Here is a 16,217-nt window from a genome sequence, read left to right on the forward strand (position 1 = left end):
ATGTGACTTGATGACGGCTAGCGCAATTTCGATCGAGTCAGTGACTAAATCATTTCAGCGCGAGACAGTTCTCCGAGACATCGAACTCGAGGTCGAAGACGGGGAGTTCTGTGTCGTTCTCGGGCCGAGTGGTTGTGGAAAGAGTACGCTGCTTAAATGTATTGCCGGGTTGATCGAGTCCGACGATGGCACGATCTCACTCGACGGTCGTGATACGGCCGGTATGTCGGTCCAAGAACGGAACCTGGGCTACGTGTTCCAGGAGTTCGAAGAGACGTTGTTCCCGCACAAGACGGTCGCCGAGAACATCGCGTTTGGCCTCGAGCAAGGCGAACAAGAGCGTTCTCCCGACGAGATCGAGGAGACGATCGATGACATACTGGCGCTGTTAGCGATCGAAGAGACGCGAGACGATCTTCCAGGATCGCTCTCGGGCGGCCAACAACAGCGTGTGGAACTGGCACGCCAACTGAGCCGTGAGTGTCCGATCATGCTGTTCGACGATCCGCTGGCCGACCTCGACTACAAGCTCCAGAAACGGATGGAGCTCGAGATGCGGAGTCTCCATGCTGATCTCGGGAGCACGTTCCTCTATATCACACACAACCAGGATCAGGCGCTCAAGCTCGCCGACAAACTGGTTGTGATGAACCACGGCAGGATCGAACAGATCGGAACACCAGAATCGGTGTATCACAACCCACAGACGGCGTTTGTCTGCCGGTTCGTCGGTGACTCGAACGCGCTCGTTACGGAGGGTGTACCGACCGACGTCGGCGACGGTGTCGTGGAAGTCGAGACCGAAATCGGACCGATCACGGCGACCGCGCAGAACGGTGCCGAGAAAGAGACCGGTATCGTGATCGTCCGTCCCGAAGTCGTCTCGCTCGACGCAGCCGACTGCGATGTAACGTTCACTGGCGTTCTCGAGGGGAAAACGTATACCGGCGAAACCACCGAGTTTGCGCTGTCACTCGAGGGACTCGATCGCGACTTCTACGTCGTCGTCCCGAACAACCCCGACATCGGTGCGATCGGCGATTCGATCGAACTGGGGTGGAACGTCGACGATGCGCTTTACTTCGACAAACTCAGCGTAACCGATACTGTTACCACCAGCGACCTCCTTGATGAATGACAATGTCTGACACAGAATACTCCGGGACGGACGTCTCGACAGCCGAACCGACACCGGGAGCGACGGATGACGTCGCACTCGATGTTCGCGGACTCACGAAGATTTATCCCGACGGAACGCTCGCCGTCGAAGAGATCGATTTCAGTATCAACGACGGTGATTTCTGTGTGCTGATCGGCCCCAGCGGCTGTGGAAAGTCGACAACACTTCACTCGCTCGTCGGTAAAATTCCGGTGACGGAGGGCGAAATCCGACTCGGCGGCGAGGACATTACCCACGCCCCCACATATGAACGTGATATCGGACTCGTGTTCCAGGATTTTCAGCTGTTTCCACATTTGACCGTCGAAGAGAACATCGAGTACGGATTGAAACGCCTGCAGGTTGACGCGGATGAGCGGACTGATCGCGTCACCAATATCGTCGAGATGATGCGCCTCGAAGAACTCCTCGACCGCCAGCCGGAGGAGCTCTCTGCCGGCCAAAAACAGCGCGTCGCACTCGCCCGGAGCATGGTCCTCGAGCCGAGACTCCTCTTGCTTGATGAACCGCTAGGAGACATGGATTACAAGCTCCAGAAACACATGGAGCGAGAACTGCTTCGGCTCCACCGTGAACTCGATACGACGTTCGTCTACGTCACACACGACCAGACACAGGCGATGCGCCTCGCTGACCAAATCGTCGTGATGAACGACGGCAGAGTAGAACAATCTGACTCCGTCGAGCGCGTCTACAACGAGCCGGCAACGGCGTTTGTCTCGGCGTTTGTCGGTGACTCGAACATCTTCACGGGTGAACTGACTGACGTCACTGATGACGGTAGTTGCGCCCACATCGAAACCCCACTCGGGACGTTTCTTGCGACGACGGGAAACCTTCGGTCCGAACCGATGTCCCTTGTCGGCGAGCAGGTTCCGTTCTCGGTCCGCCCGCAGTATCTCGAACTCGATAGTGAACTGGACAATAGTCTCAGCTGCCAGGTCGACGACGTCATCCACCAGCCCGGCTCGGGGACGCAGATAATCCTCGAGGCGACTACGACCGATGGAGATACCCACGAACTGCAACTGAAATCGTTCGACCGCATCGAGCCCTCGGAGACGGTCACCGTCGGCTGGAGTGCGGCCCACGCGACGCTGCTCGAGCAGACGAGCGTCGTCGACGGCATCGACCTCGAGACGGATATCCTCGGTGAGTGAACTACCCCACCCTACTCCGCTCAGGCTAACGCCTTCGCTTCGTTGAGGGTGGGGCTTCCTGATTCAATGACACGCTTTGCAGACACTTCAGAAAACTCCGAAGCATCCGTAGGGAGCGCAGTCTCCACAGGCGTTGATTCGGGCCATCCCAGCCCTAACTCTTCGAAACCTCGCTGCAAGACATTCAACGCCGCGTTCGCATCACGGTCACACTCAAAGCCACACGATGGACACGAATGCTCTCGGACCCATAACGGCTTCTCGGTTTCAGCACCACACGACGCGCACTCTTTCCTCGTGCCACGCGGTTCAACCTGCTCGACGTGGACGCCATACAGTTTTGCCTTGTATTCGAGCAACGTGATGAATTGCCGCCACGCGGCATCCTGCTTGTTCCGCGCGTTGTGCGAGTCCTCAAGCATCGGCTTCACGTCTAAATCCTCGACAAACACGGCATCGTACTCACGGACAAGCCATGTTGTCAACTTCTGCTGAAAGTCCAAGACTTTCCGTTGAATCCGACGCTTCACCTTCGCCACTCCGACGCGTTGCTTCTCCCAGTTGTTCGAGCCTTCTTCTTTCCGCGAGAGTTTGCGTTGCTCTCTGCGGAGGCGCTCGTACTCTTCGTCAAGGTCGAGCCAGTCCACCCTGAGTCCATCAGACGTATGGATGTAGTTGAGAATGCCGAGGTCGATACCAATACTATTGCTCGTATCAAGCGAGTCTACGTCGAGTTTCTCGGGTAGGTTTTCGTCATCGGTTACGAGACCGAACGATACGAACCACTCGCCCGTTGTCTCTTTCTTCACCGTGACTTCTTTGATAGTCGCGTCGTCGGGGATTTCGCGGTGGTAGCGAATACGGATGTCACCGATTTTGGAGAGTTCTAACGTTGCGTGTCGGCCACTCGTATTTTTGAGTTCGAAGCCAGACTGCGAGTACGTCATACTCTGGAACTCCTTCGGTGACTTCCACTTGAGCCACCCGACTTTGTTCCCGTTTTGCTTCTGTTCGAAGAGGTTTGATAGGTTCTGGTAGAACCGTGTGACGGTTCGTTGCAGCGCCTTTGAGTTGACTTCTGAGAAAACGGGGAACTCGTCTTTCCAGTCGGGGAGTCGGTAGTGGTGTTTGTACGCGGAGCCGATGTTGTCAGCGTCCACGTTCTCGTATTCGTATCGGGTGTAGTTGTAGGCTTGACGATGAATGTCAATGTGTCTTTCCAGTTCAGTCGCTACGGTTTGGGTTGGGTAGGCAGCGTAGCGGTTACTGTACTCCATCGCTGTCTTGTGGTTATGGTTTGTTGTTATGTAATTGTTTGTAACTCGTTCGGCAATTTATACCCTCCCTACTGCGCTACTCGCTCACGGTGTTCGCTGCGTTGCTCGTTGAGGAAGGGGCATTCTCGCCTATTTACTGGTAAACGAACTGATTCCGTCTCCGAACGGCTGTGACTACACTTTTCCGTCCGTCTCCGCCTCTTGAATCCGTATCGTCACCGGTTGAACGCCGTCTCTGAGTGTGAGTTCCTCGAGTGCGGTGAGTTCTGCACGCGTCGCCTCGAGCGTTCCAACGTGGTTACCGGCGAGTTCTCCGGCCGGGCTTTTGAAACACGTTGGCCCACACGCGATCAGGAGTTCCTGCTCGTTCTTGTAGCCGGGATACAGCAGAATATCGCCACGGGATGGGTAGACGGTGTGGTTTTCCCGGGGAAGATCTGGGAGTTTGACCTCGTCGATGTTGACCCACGTCGCGTGGCCACTCCAGCGGACGTGCATCAGCTCTGAGGACAACGGGAGGACCACCTTCAGCGCGCGAATCGACTCGGGGGCTTCCGCTTCGAGAAGCGACGCGACGTACGTGTGCTCGCCGACGGTGAGGTGGAGTTCACTCACGGCGATCACCACGCCGTCCAGCCGCCATCGACACGCAGCACGTGGCCGGTGACGAACTCGCTCTCGTCGCTTGCCAGGAAGAGCGCAGCGTCTGCGACGTCCTCGGGTAGTCCGAACCGCGGCCACGGTGTCGACGTCTGCCAGTCGGCGAGCAGTTCCGGATCGGTTTCACGCCACTCGGCGTTCTGTGCCGTCTCGATGATTCCCGGTGCGAGCGCGTTGACGTTGATTTCGTCAGCCGCATAGTCGAGCGCCAGTTGCCGGGTCAGATTAGAGACACCACCCTTCGACGCACAGTAGGCGGCGCTGTTCTCTCCGCCGACCAGCCCGTAAATCGACGAGAGATTGATGATTTTGCCGTGGTCGCTCTCTTTCAGCGCTGAAAGGGCGTGCTTACTCGTGAGAAACAGCCCTCGAAGATTGACGTCCATGATCGCGTCGTACTCGTCAACGGGTGTTTCGTGGGCTTGGTTCTGAAAGTAGATCCCGGCATTGTTCACGAGGATATCGAGCCCACCGAACTCGGTTTCGGCCGTCTCGAGCGCCCTGACGATTTCGGCTTCGTCCGTCACGTCCATCTCGACGAACTCGTAGTCGGCGTCGACTGCCTCGAGACGCTCGAAGACGGACTGTTCGTCCTCGAGTTTCGGCTCCCGTCTGACGTCGGCGACGACGATACTGGCTCCTTCGGCTCCGAACTTCGCGGCGATCGCGTTCCCGATACCTGAACTCGCCCCCGTGACGAGCGCAACACGTCCCGCTAAGCGTCCTTTTGACATTCGGTATCAGCAACCATGGCAAAGGTGAAATAGCTATCGTTCGGCTTCCTCTCCGACGAACAGTCGCCGTTGCTCCTCGAGGTCGTCAGCAACAGCACAGACGACCGCGAGTTTGAGTCGTGCCTTGTGCGCTGGCAGGTCGTCGCCGTGGATCGCGCCGTATGACTGCAAGGTGTTGCCGCCACCACCGCCGCCGTACACCGGTGCTGTTGCGCCGGCCTGACACCGTGAGACGACGACTACTGGAGTGTCCGCGGTAACTGCGTCGGCGATCGCGTCACCGAGTTCGCTCGTCGCATTGCCAAGTCCCGTCCCGTTGACGACGATCCCGTCGACGTCGTCCTCGAGTGCCCAATCGATCGACCGGCGACCCATGCTGGCTCCGCTGGCGACGATCACGACCTCGCTCGTCACGGATCCAACGTCGAACGTCGCCGAGTAACTTCGCGGCTCGCGGATAATCCGAACGTCCGACCGCGTCATCGAGGCGATCGGTCCCGTACTCGGCGAGCCGAAGGTTTCGAGCGCGCTGGTGTGGGTCTTCATGACATCGCGTGCGGCATGGACTTCGTCGTTTGCGGCCACGTAGACACCGTCGTCAAACTGCTCGTGGCTCGCGGCTCTGACCGCCGTGAGCAGGTTCGCTGGGCCGTCCGGGCTGATCTCGTCGGGGCGACGCTGCGCGCCGGTGAAGACGACTGGTGTTTCACAACCGAGCGTGAGATCGAGGAAATAGGCGGACTCCTCGATCGTGTCGGTTCCGTGGGTGACGACGACGCCGTCCGCGCCGGCAGCCGCGACGCGTTCGGTGGCTGCGGCGAGTTTCGACAGCGTTTCGAACGTCATGTCGTAGCTCGGCACTTGTGCGATCTCTTCGACCGTGAGTTCGGCGTACGCCTCGAGTTCCGGGACGGCGGCGACCAGGTCTGCGCCTCGTTTGCTCGGTGTCGCACCGCCTTCGGCACTCGTACTCGCGATGGTTCCGCCCGTACTGAGGATGGCGATCGTTGGTGGCATGTGGGTGAATCAGTCTCTCATTGGATATCTCTTTCGTCCAAGCGGTAGATACCCCAGAATGTTCAGTGAAATACGTATTCCTGTGTAAAACCCCCAATTATCGTCTTTGTAAGAGGAACGTTTAATAGGGCCCAGAGTATGTGACAGCTTGTAATGCCAGACGGTATCAGTAGACGAAACTTTGTGGCGTACGGTGGCGCAGCAGCAGGTGCCGCACTTGCTGGGTGTATTGGTGGCGACGATGGTCCAGCACGACCACTGCAGTGGATCGGCCCGGACTGGGCAGTCAGTGACGAGCAGGCCGCGAAAATGGAGGAGATGTCGGGTGTCGAGGTGAACACAACGATCGCAACGATCGGAGACACACAGGCACAACTCCTCGGTGGCGGCTCCGAAAACACGGACGTATTCACCTCGGACACGACCGGATCTGGGGCACTCACTCGAGACAACCCGGTGACGATTCCAATGCCGGTCGAGGATCTGGAAAACTGGGACGAAGAGCAGATTTCCGATCTGTTCACGAATCCAGCCGAGCGACTCAGCCACCTCGGCGAGCAAGTCGAAACGGTCAACCAGGAGCTGTGGGTCGACGGCGACACCCGCGACGAGATTCTGTTCTCGCCGTATGCCTACAACTTCGACGCGATGGGGTACAACCCGTCGTTCGTCGACGACGTCTCCCTGTGGAGTACGCAGTTCGACGAACAGTACGAAGGTGAGGTCATCGTCGGCGAGACCGCGGCGATCACGATCCCGCAGGCGATCATGCACCTGCTGGACAACGACATGATCGACGGTGACATCGGCGAGTTGAACAATCCAACACAGGACCAACTCGATACGGCGATTGACTTCCTCATCGAGCAGAAAGAAGCCGGGCAGTTCCGCTCGACCTGGGAAGCCTACGGCGAGTCCGTGACGCTGATGGCCGGCGAGGAAGCGGTTATCGGCGACATCTGGCAGCCGGCGGCGATGGACGTTCGCCGAGAAGGGACGCCGTGTACCTACGCCACGATGAGCGAAGGCATTCAGGGCTACCGGTACTGGTACGGCGGCATGGCGACCCTCGAGGGCGCACGCGAGCGCCAGAACGTCGACCAGGTCACGTTCCTGTACGATCAGGTCCACCTCGGTGCGTGGTTCCCCGGCTTCGTGCAAGGTCGTGGCTACTCGGTTCCCCACTACGAAAACGAAGAGCTCGTCCGTGACGGCTCAGATGACTCCGGCGAGGGAATGGGGCCGGAGTACTACGACTGGGCGTACCGCGGCGAGGCCACGTACGAGGAGATCGACGAGCCGGCACTGTTCGATCCGCTCGATTACGACTGGTCGATGGAGGAAGGCTCGCCCGACTCGAACGGCGGCACCCGTGATAGTGGGCCGATCGAAGAGCGGATCGACCGCATCGGCTTCTTCCAGATTTGGCCCAGCGAGGCTGACTACATGGTCTCCCGGTGGGAGGACTTCCTAGCTGCCTAACTCGAGTATGCTTACGACCATTGTGCTGCAATCGAAGACACGTATTACATGAGTTCTGAACCAAAAACCGGTATTTCGAGCCTGCTAGGGACCGACAGGGACGACCTGATCAACGAAGTAACCGGCCTGATAGCCCCGACTGTCCTGTGGTTTGCCATCTTCTTACTGCTGCCGTTGCTCGTTATTTTCTACTACAGCTTTCTCACGTACCAGTCGTTCAACGTGATCAACGAGTTCACGATTTCGGCGTGGGTCGATGGCGTGTTCGGCTCCGGTGCGGTTCGGGGTGCGTTCATCCGAACGATCGGGGTCGGAATCATCGTGACCCTCATTACACTCGTATTCGGCTATCCGCTCGCGTACTACCTGCGATTCCACACCACGCCAATGGTTGGACTCGTCTTGCTGTTGTTCCTCGTCATCCCGTTCTGGACGTCAGAGCTGATCCGCACATTCGGCTGGTTCCCAATTTTGGGACGAAACGGGATCATTAACGGGCTGTTGATGGGGATCGGGGTCACCAGTGGACCGATCGGGTGGCTGTTGTTCTCCGGGTTCTCACAGGCGGTTGGCTATCTGCAGAACTACGTGGTGTTCATGGCGGCACCGATCTACATCTCGCTGTCGCAGATCGACGAAGGACTGCTCAACGCCTCCGAAACGCTGCGCGGGAATCCAGTCGAGACGTTCAAGAACGTCACGTGGCCGCTGAGCCTGCCCGGCGTCGCGATCGGGTGTATGTTCACGTTCGTGCTGACGATCGGAAACTTCACCGTGCCATCGTTCCTCAGTGGCGGTGCCAACACGGTTCCAACGCTGATCTACAGCCGCTACAGCCAGGGACTCAACTACCCCTCGGCTGCGGCGCTCTCGATTACGTTGCTCGTCGTGATCTTCGCGTTCGTGTTCCTGCTGTTCAGAGTCGTCGACATCACGGAAATTGCCAGCCAGGACTGACTCCGAACCCACTGTTTTTCATTGGTCTGTACAATAACGTAGTCCACACGGAATCGTGTTCCTGCCCGGTCACTGATGCCAGATCGTATCGTCTCGCTCGTCGAGATACTCCTGGTGGTGCTCCGCGTGTTCGTCGTAGATCGCATCCCCTGGCTCCGTGGGTTCGTCGGTAAACGTCGCATCGATGGCATCGTCGACGCGGAGCACGAGCAACGCGACGTCGACTGCATGCTGATAACACCGGAGCCGGATCGCCGTCGGATCGAGCAACCCTGCCTCGAGGACGTCGTCGATCTTCCCGGCGGGGAAGACAAGTCCTGGGGTGGTGCCGTTCGTCGCGTTCGTCGTCGCCTCTCGCAGGTTCGTCAGCGTCGTGAGCGGATCCATCCCGGCGTTCCGTGCCAGTGTCGACACGAACTGCTCCGTCGCATCGGCGAACGCTTCGAAAGCGAGTTGCTCCCGTCCGTCCGCATCGAGTGCGGCCGCACGGAGCGAGCTCGCGATCTCGAGTTCCGTCGCGCCGCCACCGGGAACTACACCCGATGGTCCGACCGTTTCCCCGTTCGCCGTCGCGACCGCGGCGACGGCTTTTCTGACCTCCGTCGCCGCCTGTTCGCCGAGTTGCCCGTGCACGCCGTGAAGGAGAAACGTCACCGACTCCGGGTCGGGACACTCGTCGAATACCATCATCCGGCGGCGTTTTCGGCGGCCCTGTCGCTTGTCGATGACCTGCTGTTCGACGAGTCCCGCGAAGCCGAGATCCGCCGGCGTCACGTCCGTCGGGTCGACGACGGGTGTCGCACCAGTCGCCCGCGCCAACTGCGTGAGCTTGAGACGGTTGACGCCACGGATCCCCATGATGCCGTGTTCGGCGAGCAGTTCCTGGTACGCGTCGTTGATGCCGACTCGAGTTACGACGACGTCGACACCAGCCTCGACGAGGCCAGCGACGACCTGCTCGCGACGGCTCACGAACACGTCGTCGAACGCGTCGATATCGTCGGGTGAGTCGACGATGAGCCGCTCACCATCCTGCTGGAAATCAGGGTCCTGTAACCCGCCAGTCTTGCCGTCGTTTGCTTTCCCGCGTTTGAACCCACTGAGCACGAGCACGTTCGCGTCTTCGACTCGGTAGGGCATCCGCTCGTTACAGACCTCGTTTCGATCGAGTACCGTTCCGGAGACGAGCCGCGACTCGGCGATCGACCCCGACCGGAGCTGCCGAATCGCGAACGTCTCCTCGTTGGGCATCCCCACCTGTCTGGCTGCCTCGACGGCTCCAGCCGCCCACGCTGCTCGTGCGTTCCCGATATCGTTACCCGTCATGGCCGAACTGGCAACCATCTCGGCGGCCGCGGTCGGCTCTGCAAACGATTCGAGCGGCCGGGAGAGCGACTGTATTGTGTGTTCGACCTGCTCGAGGGCGGCGCTGTAGCCTTCTTCGATAGTCGTGGGATGCACACCGAGCTTGATCAGGCGCTCTCCCTCCTCTAACAGCGCTCCGAGCAGGACCACGGTGGTTCCGATCCCGTCGGGCACGAGTTCCCCGACGACGTCCGTCGTTCCCGGGCGTTCCGGCGCGACGAGGCGGCGAATAATCGGCCCCATTGGGTGTTCGATCGGGAGTTCCTCGAGAATTGTCGCCCCATCGCTGCTGATCGTATCCACCCGCGCTGGGGGCTCTCCCGGCTCTCGCTCCCCATCCGACGAGCCACCAGCAATCAGCGTGTCGTGAGACAGCGGGCCAACAGAGCTCTCGAGTGCACCGGTTACCGCTCGAGCAGCGACGATGTTCGCGTGTGGAAACTGTAACTCCCCACCTGTTTCGGGTCCGTCTTCCATGTGTAACACTCTCATTCCGTCGGGCAGTGAATAAAAACCTGTCCACGAATAGCCGCGTTCCGTGGTCGATTCTGGCGTGTTGATACGAATCGTACGCAGTATCTTTATATAATATGCCACCAGTACTCAGGATAGATGGCAACAAAGCACACTGCAGTCGACACGCAGGTGGATCAATCTGCGTTAACACGGCTCATACAACGGTTCGATATGAAACGCCTGCTGGCGGCGTACTTCATCCTGATTTCGCTGTACATCTACGCCCCGATGATCGCGCTGATCGTGTTTTCGTTCAACGCGGGCGGGATCTCGCCGCCGTATCAAGGGTTTACACTGGCGTGGTACAGTGAGCTGGTGTCCAACCAGGGGATTATTAATTCGGTCTTGCGGTCGATCCAACTCGCGCTCGTCGTGACGGTGATTACGACGATACTCGGGACTGCTGCAGCGCTCGCGTATCGCTTTGATTTCCGTGGCCGGAAGCTGTTCCTGTACCTGATCGTGCTCGGGATCATCACGCCGGGAATCGCGTTCAGCGTCGGCTCGACGCTGTTTTTGAACGAGGTCCTTGGTTTCTCGCGGTCGATGTGGCTTGCACTGCCGGCCCACGTCGTCTGGACGCTCCCGTTTGCCGTCATCGTCTTGCTCGCCGGCTTCCCGCCGAATCTGGCACAGAACGAAGAAGCAGCTCGCGTGATGGGCGCAGATCGACGGACCACGTTCCGTGAGATCGTGTTGCCACAGATCGCGCCGACCGTCCTCGGTGCCGCCGTGTTCGCGTTTACGCTCTCGTACAACGAAGCGGAACGTGGACTGCTCCTCGTTGGCCGTGACCGAACCATGCCGATGGAAGTGTTCAGTATCGCCTCTGCGGAACGTGCGACGCCGGAACTGTTCGCCCTCGGGAGCGTGACGACGGTGTTTTCGACGATCCTCCTCCTCGTCGCTGGCGGCCTCGTTGTCTACGGTGCCAGACAGTCCTGACGGCATCCTGGAAATCGACGGGGTGGTTCCGCGGCCCGCTACATGTGTGATACTATCAGCCAAACATAAGAAAAGGCTTTTTAGATACCACTCGAACTCGAATTCGCAATGACGTCCAACGTCTGCCTTACGTACGACTTTGACGCGGTATCGACGTGGCTGTGGTCATACGACTCCTGGGACATGCCAACACGGCATTCTCGAGGTGTGTATGGAGCGAACGTCGGTGCACCGCGCCTGCTCGACCTTCACGATAAACACGACATTCCTGCAACCTGGTTCATCCCTGGCCACACGATCGACAGCTTCCCGGAGATCAGCGGCGAGGTATGGGATCGCGGCTACGACATCCAACACCACGGCTGGAGCCACACCGGACCGGCGACGTATGAAACCAAAGAAGACGAGAAGGCGGACGTCGATCGAGCGATCGAATCGATCGTCGACCTCACCGGTCGCAAACCGACTGGCTACCGTTCTCCCGCGTGGGACTACTCGGCGAACACGCTCGACATCTTAGACGAGGTCGGCATCGAGTGGGACTCGAGCAAGATGGCTTCGGACTTCGAACCCCACTGGCTCTACGGCGACTGGAGCGCCCCCGAGGACGGCCCGTACGACCGCGGTGAACCCACTGATATTGTCGAACTCCCCGTCTCCTGGCAGCGCGACGACTGGCCTGCACTGACGTTTACCTGGGCACGCCCACACCGCATGGGCTACGTGAGCGAGGATTCGCTGTTCCAGCGCTACTACGACCAGTTCGACTGGATGCACGAGAACGTCGACGACGGCGTGTTCATCCTGACGCTGCACCCGCAGGTCATCGGCCAGGCCCACCGCATCTCGCGACTCGAGGAACTGATCGAACACATGAAGAGCAAGGACGATGTCGAGTTCAAAGAGATGGACGAAGTCGCCACCGAGTTCCGCGAGAGTAACTGATCGCTCGGTGGGCCCGCGATCAGATCCGATCCAGTAACTCCCGTTTTTTGGCCGCGAACTCCTGTTCCGTGAGATGTCCCTGTTCGAACAGGGTCGCGAGTCGCTCGATCGTCTCGAGCGGGTCGTCGTCCGATTGGTCGGCAGCCGACGTGGTCTCCGCCGGCTGCTCGTCTGCTAGCTGGTCCTCGAGGCGCTGGCGAAGTCGGGTACAGGCAGCGCTGGCGACGTCAGTTGGGCTTCGACTGACGTCGATGTAGTATCGGTTCGCTCCGCGAACCACCAGCCGCTGGTTCCCGTTCGCCGTTTCGAGCGTCACGCGCTCCAGTTCGTCGTCGGGGATCGATCGATACTCGTGGTCGGCGGGCAACTCCCGCTGGACCACGATCAGCAGCCGCTGGGTCGTGACGACCGTCAACAGGTCGCGGCCGTGACTCGCCATCTTGCGGGTGCGGCTCTCCTCGCGACGCTCGCGATCGTCATCGTCCGGTTCGTAGTCCATGAGCCGCCCGCGAAGGACGGACTGTATTCGCTCGTCGTCGTCCAGTCGCTCGAGGAGTGCCCGGCGGTCCGTCTTGCCGAGTTCGAGTCGCTCGAACGCCTCGGCAGCCGGGTCGGAGAGCACATCGCTGCTGGATACCGGAGCGTCCTGTCGGCCAGTCTCGTCGTCTGCGGTCATACTGGTCAGAGACTGGGCACACATATAAATTCTCGAGCGAGACCTCGGTCGGGCACACTCTCGAGTGCCACGGCCACGTTACAGTTCGTAGCGATAACAGCTATACCGACTCGCCGAGAACGAATACTACTCCCACAGTACGGAGTGACACAACCGACGGGACTGTCGAGCGAGCCATCGACGGCTGGCCGAGAGCCACGTCAAGAGGAATCCATGACAACCGATGAGCACACAGACGGAGAGAACCGTATCGTCGAGGGCTGGCACGGTCGCTACTACGAGGACTTCGAGGTCGGTGACATTTACAAACACCCGTTCGGGCGTACCGTCACCGAGACGGACAACGTCTGGATGACGAACGTGACGATGAATCTCAACCCGATGCATTTCAACGAGGCCTACGCGGCCGAGACGGAGTTCGGCGAACGCCTTGTCGACGGGACGTTCGTCATCGCACTCGCAGTCGGCATGAGCGTCATCGACATCTCGGTCAACGCGACGGCAAATCTCGGCTACGACGATATTCGCCACCACAGCCCCGTCTTCCACGGCGACACGATCTTCGCCGAAAGCGAAGTGGTGAGCAAACGAGAACTCGAGTCCCGCGACCACGTCGGCATCGTCACGACCGAACTCCGGGCATACAATCAAGACAACGACCTCGTCCTGTCGCTCGAGCGAACGCCGATGGTGTTAAAACGCAGCCACGCCGAGCCGTCGGCAGCACAGCCGCCAGGCTGGCCCGAAGGGATTGGCACGCAGCCGGAGCCCGATCAATGAGCGACAGACTCGAGGACGCGATCACGCCCGTCGACGCCGAAACGGCTGCCACCCACGTCGACAGCGATGCCGTCGTCGCCGTCAGCGGCTTCGGCGCGGTCGGCTACCCGAAAGCGCTCCCGCTGGCGCTCGCCGAAGCTGACCGGGACCTCGAGCTGACGATTATCAGCGGGGGCAGCGTCGGCACGGAGATCGATACGGCACTCGTCGAGGCGAGTGCGGTCGCCCGTCGGTATCCGTATCAGTCGCGGCCGGCCGCTCGAGCGGCAGTCAACGACGGGACGATCGCGTACCAGGACCGGTTCATCTCGGCGGTCGGCGACGAGGTCGCGCTAGGCTCTCTTCCAGAACCCGATATCGCGATCGTCGAAGCGGTCGCCGTCGGCGATGGCTGGTTCGTGCCCTCACTGTCGATCGGCCACACTGCAGCGTACGTCAGGGCGGCATCGGCGCTAATTATCGAAGTCAACAGCGCGATCCCCCGGGAAATCGGCCAGTTTCACGACGTCTACGAACGCGAGCTGCCGCCGGATCGAAAGCCGATCCCCCTCGAGCATCCGGCCGATCGGATCGGCGAGGATCGGATTCGGTTCGATCCGGATGCTCTCCTCGCCGTCGTCGAGACCGAGACGGCCGACGATCCCTACAGCTTCCGCGAGCCGTCCGCGACCGACCGGGAGATCGCGGCCAACCTCGCGACGTTCCTCGAGGCCGAACTCGAGCGCTGTTCGATCTTCGACGACCGAATCGCACTGCAGTTCGGCGTCGGAAGCCTCGGCAATGCGCTCATGGGGGCGCTGTCGGACATCGATTTCGGCGACCGCGACGTCTACTACTACGGCGAGGTTTTCCAGGACGGCTTGCTCGAGATGATCGAGAACGGGACGCTCGCCGGTGCCAGCGCGACGTCGTTCGCGCTCTCTGTCGAGGGACAACGGCAACTGTTCAGCGATATCGACCAGTACAGCGAGTCGGTCGTCCTCCGGACGGCAGCACTCTCGAATAGCCCGGCGCTGATCGACCGATTCGGCGTCGTCGGGATCAACAGTGCCGTCGAAGTCGACCTCTACGGCCACGTCAACTCGACGCACGTTGGCGGCTCGCGCGTCCTGAACGGGGTCGGTGGCAGCGGCGATTTCAACCGCAATTCTCCGCTCACGATTACGACGCTGCCCTCGAGACACGGCGCGGAGACGTCGTGTCTCGTGCCGATGTGTCCCCATGTCGATCACACCGAGCACGACATTTCGGTCGTGATCACCGAGCAGGGTGTCGCCGACCTTCGGGGGAGCGCCCCGCGCGAACGCAGTCGGCTGCTCATCGAGGGATGTGCCCACCCGCAGTTCGTCGACGACCTCAAGGCGTACGTCGAGCGCAGCGAAGCAAGCGGCGGCCACGTCCCACACCACCTCGAGTCGGCGTTTTCCTGGCGGTCCTAACGGCGCGTTGCTAGCTTCGCTCGGCGCGATCGGGGAAACAGCTTTGCTCGCTCCGGAGAACGTCTCTGCGTGGCGCAGACCCATGAAAATCAAAGCCATTAATCCGAACACGACACTCGAGATGACCGAGAACATCGGCACGGTCGCAAACAAGTACACGAGCGACGAGACCGAGGTCGTCGCTGTCTCGCCCGAGCGTGGCCCGATCAGTATTGAATCGTACTACGACGACTATCTCGCCGTGCCTGGCCTTCTCGACGAAATCCTCAAAGCCGAGGAGGGGGACGAGGAGTACGACGCGTTCGTCAATTCGTGCTGGGGCGATCCGGGACTCGACGCGTGCCGGGAAGTCACCGACAAACCGGTCGTCGGCATCGCCGAGGGCTCGATGTACGTCGCGAACATGCTGGGCGCGAACTTCTCGGTGGCGACGATCCTCCCTCGAGCGCGCGATTTCATCGAGGAAGCCGTCCGAAAGACGGGACTGGAGGACCACTGCGCATCGGTCCGCTGTACTGATTTGACCGTCGTCGAAACCGAAGATACCCGCGATGCGGCAGCCGAAGCCCTCCTCGAGGCGAGTTGGCAGGCGATAGAAGAGGACGGCGCTGAAGTGATCTGTCTCGGCTGTGCCGGCATGGGTGGCCTCGACGAACCGCTCGAGGCGGAACTCCCGGTTCCCGTCATCGACAGCGTCGGGGCAGGTGCGGTCCTCGCAGAAGCGCTCGTCAAACTGGGCAAACAGACGAGTACGATTCGGACGTATAAATCGCCGGAGTCGAAGGAGATCGTCGGCTACGGTGACCGCTACCAGTTGTAGCGAAGCCTCACGAACCGTTCACAATTTTCTGGCAATGTGAGCAGTTGCCACGGACTCCGACCACCGGAATCGCTGCTCGAGTTGGCTGTGTAGCGTCCGTCAGTGGCGAATTATATATACTGTAGTGTCTGGGAAGCTCTATGCAACCATTTTGTCTTTGATGATATTGGTTCACCGTCAAATGAGTTACAACCGTATGGTTGTAAACACTTGGTAACTCGAGCTGACAGTCGGCTAATCATTGATATGGTACTTGTGATCACC

The 16,217-nt window shown here is 59.9% G+C and carries 15 protein-coding genes; 9 read left to right on the forward strand and 6 right to left on the reverse strand.

Annotation, left to right across the window (positions count from 1 at the left end; all coding sequences use genetic code 11):
• Positions 1 to 10: 10 nt before the first annotated feature.
• Together BW940_RS17895 and BW940_RS17900 are read left to right on the forward strand one after the other, a co-directional pair.
• The gene (locus tag BW940_RS17895; RefSeq protein WP_084776805.1) at positions 11 to 1,138 is read left to right on the forward strand and encodes an ABC transporter ATP-binding protein; all 1,128 of its coding nucleotides are present in this window, start codon (positions 11 to 13) and stop codon (positions 1,136 to 1,138) included.
• Positions 1,139 to 1,140: 2 nt separating this feature from the next.
• A complete protein-coding gene (locus BW940_RS17900) occupies positions 1,141 to 2,340 on the forward strand; it encodes an ABC transporter ATP-binding protein (protein WP_076610594.1) in 1,200 nt (399 codons plus the stop codon).
• Positions 2,341 to 2,360: 20 nt separating this feature from the next.
• Here the strand turns inward: BW940_RS17900 and BW940_RS17905 are convergent, their stop codons facing one another.
• The 4 genes from BW940_RS17905 to BW940_RS17920 form a co-directional block, all read right to left on the reverse strand.
• Complete coding sequence (locus BW940_RS17905) at positions 2,361 to 3,617, reverse strand: RNA-guided endonuclease InsQ/TnpB family protein (protein WP_076610566.1); 1,257 nt, start codon at positions 3,615 to 3,617, stop codon at positions 2,361 to 2,363.
• A 174-nt stretch (positions 3,618 to 3,791) separates the two neighbouring features.
• Entirely contained in the window at positions 3,792 to 4,232 is a 441-nt protein-coding gene (locus BW940_RS17910; RefSeq protein ID WP_076610595.1) for a DUF3830 family protein, read from the reverse strand.
• A 5-nt stretch (positions 4,233 to 4,237) separates the two neighbouring features.
• Positions 4,238 to 5,011 carry an SDR family NAD(P)-dependent oxidoreductase gene (locus BW940_RS17915; protein WP_076610567.1) on the reverse strand — a complete coding sequence of 258 codons (774 nt, stop codon included), beginning with the start codon at positions 5,009 to 5,011 and terminating at the stop codon, positions 4,238 to 4,240.
• A gap of 33 nt (positions 5,012 to 5,044) precedes the next feature.
• Complete coding sequence (locus BW940_RS17920; protein ID WP_076610568.1) at positions 5,045 to 6,028, reverse strand: asparaginase; 984 nt, start codon at positions 6,026 to 6,028, stop codon at positions 5,045 to 5,047.
• A gap of 153 nt (positions 6,029 to 6,181) precedes the next feature.
• Between BW940_RS17920 and BW940_RS17925 the strand changes: the two genes are divergently transcribed.
• Positions 6,182 to 7,510 carry a type 2 periplasmic-binding domain-containing protein gene (locus tag BW940_RS17925; protein WP_235847850.1) on the forward strand — a complete coding sequence of 443 codons (1,329 nt, stop codon included), beginning with the start codon at positions 6,182 to 6,184 and terminating at the stop codon, positions 7,508 to 7,510.
• A 48-nt stretch (positions 7,511 to 7,558) separates the two neighbouring features.
• A complete protein-coding gene (locus BW940_RS17930; protein WP_076610570.1) occupies positions 7,559 to 8,467 on the forward strand; it encodes an ABC transporter permease in 909 nt (302 codons plus the stop codon).
• Between the two features lie 69 nt (positions 8,468 to 8,536).
• On the opposite strand, the gene BW940_RS17935 is transcribed toward BW940_RS17930, so the two are convergent.
• Complete coding sequence (locus BW940_RS17935) at positions 8,537 to 10,309, reverse strand: TCP-1/cpn60 chaperonin family protein (RefSeq protein WP_076610571.1); 1,773 nt, start codon at positions 10,307 to 10,309, stop codon at positions 8,537 to 8,539.
• A gap of 168 nt (positions 10,310 to 10,477) precedes the next feature.
• Here BW940_RS17935 and BW940_RS17940 point away from each other — a divergent pair, with 168 nt between their 5' ends.
• Together BW940_RS17940 and BW940_RS17945 are read left to right on the forward strand one after the other, a co-directional pair.
• Complete coding sequence (locus BW940_RS17940; protein WP_076610572.1) at positions 10,478 to 11,293, forward strand: ABC transporter permease; 816 nt, start codon at positions 10,478 to 10,480, stop codon at positions 11,291 to 11,293.
• A 183-nt stretch (positions 11,294 to 11,476) separates the two neighbouring features.
• Positions 11,477 to 12,238 carry a polysaccharide deacetylase family protein gene (locus BW940_RS17945; RefSeq protein WP_076610596.1) on the forward strand — a complete coding sequence of 254 codons (762 nt, stop codon included), beginning with the start codon at positions 11,477 to 11,479 and terminating at the stop codon, positions 12,236 to 12,238.
• 19 nt (positions 12,239 to 12,257) lie between these two features.
• Here BW940_RS17945 and BW940_RS17950 read toward each other — a convergent pair whose 3' ends face one another.
• Positions 12,258 to 12,914: an SHOCT domain-containing protein gene (locus tag BW940_RS17950; protein ID WP_076610573.1), complete on the reverse strand. Its 657-nt coding sequence runs from the start codon at positions 12,912 to 12,914 to the stop codon at positions 12,258 to 12,260.
• A 213-nt stretch (positions 12,915 to 13,127) separates the two neighbouring features.
• On the opposite strand from BW940_RS17950, the gene BW940_RS17955 reads away from it, so the two are divergent.
• The 3 genes from BW940_RS17955 (at position 13,128) to BW940_RS17965 (ending at position 15,953) form a co-directional block, all read left to right on the forward strand.
• Positions 13,128 to 13,694 (forward strand): MaoC family dehydratase, encoded by a 567-nt coding sequence (locus BW940_RS17955; protein WP_076610574.1) that lies wholly within the window; start codon positions 13,128 to 13,130, stop codon positions 13,692 to 13,694.
• Positions 13,691 to 15,133 (forward strand): acetyl-CoA hydrolase/transferase C-terminal domain-containing protein, encoded by a 1,443-nt coding sequence (locus BW940_RS17960; RefSeq protein ID WP_076610575.1) that lies wholly within the window; start codon positions 13,691 to 13,693, stop codon positions 15,131 to 15,133. Before BW940_RS17955 ends, BW940_RS17960 begins: the two co-directional genes overlap by 4 nt.
• Before the next feature lie 82 nt (positions 15,134 to 15,215).
• Positions 15,216 to 15,953, forward strand: coding sequence for an aspartate/glutamate racemase family protein (locus BW940_RS17965; RefSeq protein ID WP_076610576.1), 738 nt, complete (start codon positions 15,216 to 15,218; stop codon positions 15,951 to 15,953).
• The last annotated feature ends 264 nt before the right edge of the window (positions 15,954 to 16,217 follow it).

The organism is Natronorubrum thiooxidans, from assembly GCF_900156475.1.
GTDB classification, from domain to species: domain Archaea; phylum Halobacteriota; class Halobacteria; order Halobacteriales; family Natrialbaceae; genus Natronorubrum; species Natronorubrum thiooxidans.

Bases quoted from the DNA above. Each gene is read 5' to 3' on its own strand.
- BW940_RS17895 (WP_084776805.1), top strand. From the start codon at position 11: ATGACGGCTAGCGCAATTTCGATCGAGTCAGTGACTAAATCATTTCAG.
- BW940_RS17900 (WP_076610594.1), top strand. From the start codon at position 1,141: ATGTCTGACACAGAATACTCCGGGACGGACGTCTCGACAGCCGAACCG.
- BW940_RS17905 (WP_076610566.1), bottom strand. From the start codon at position 3,617: ATGGAGTACAGTAACCGCTACGCTGCCTACCCAACCCAAACCGTAGCG.
- BW940_RS17915 (WP_076610567.1), bottom strand. From the start codon at position 5,011: ATGTCAAAAGGACGCTTAGCGGGACGTGTTGCGCTCGTCACGGGGGCG.
- BW940_RS17920 (WP_076610568.1), bottom strand. From the start codon at position 6,028: ATGCCACCAACGATCGCCATCCTCAGTACGGGCGGAACCATCGCGAGT.
- BW940_RS17925 (WP_235847850.1), top strand. From the start codon at position 6,182: ATGCCAGACGGTATCAGTAGACGAAACTTTGTGGCGTACGGTGGCGCA.
- BW940_RS17930 (WP_076610570.1), top strand. From the start codon at position 7,559: ATGAGTTCTGAACCAAAAACCGGTATTTCGAGCCTGCTAGGGACCGAC.
- BW940_RS17935 (WP_076610571.1), bottom strand. From the start codon at position 10,309: ATGGAAGACGGACCCGAAACAGGTGGGGAGTTACAGTTTCCACACGCG.
- BW940_RS17945 (WP_076610596.1), top strand. From the start codon at position 11,477: ATGCCAACACGGCATTCTCGAGGTGTGTATGGAGCGAACGTCGGTGCA.
- BW940_RS17950 (WP_076610573.1), bottom strand. From the start codon at position 12,914: ATGACCGCAGACGACGAGACTGGCCGACAGGACGCTCCGGTATCCAGC.
- BW940_RS17955 (WP_076610574.1), top strand. From the start codon at position 13,128: ATGACAACCGATGAGCACACAGACGGAGAGAACCGTATCGTCGAGGGC.
- BW940_RS17960 (WP_076610575.1), top strand. From the start codon at position 13,691: ATGAGCGACAGACTCGAGGACGCGATCACGCCCGTCGACGCCGAAACG.
- BW940_RS17965 (WP_076610576.1), top strand. From the start codon at position 15,216: ATGAAAATCAAAGCCATTAATCCGAACACGACACTCGAGATGACCGAG.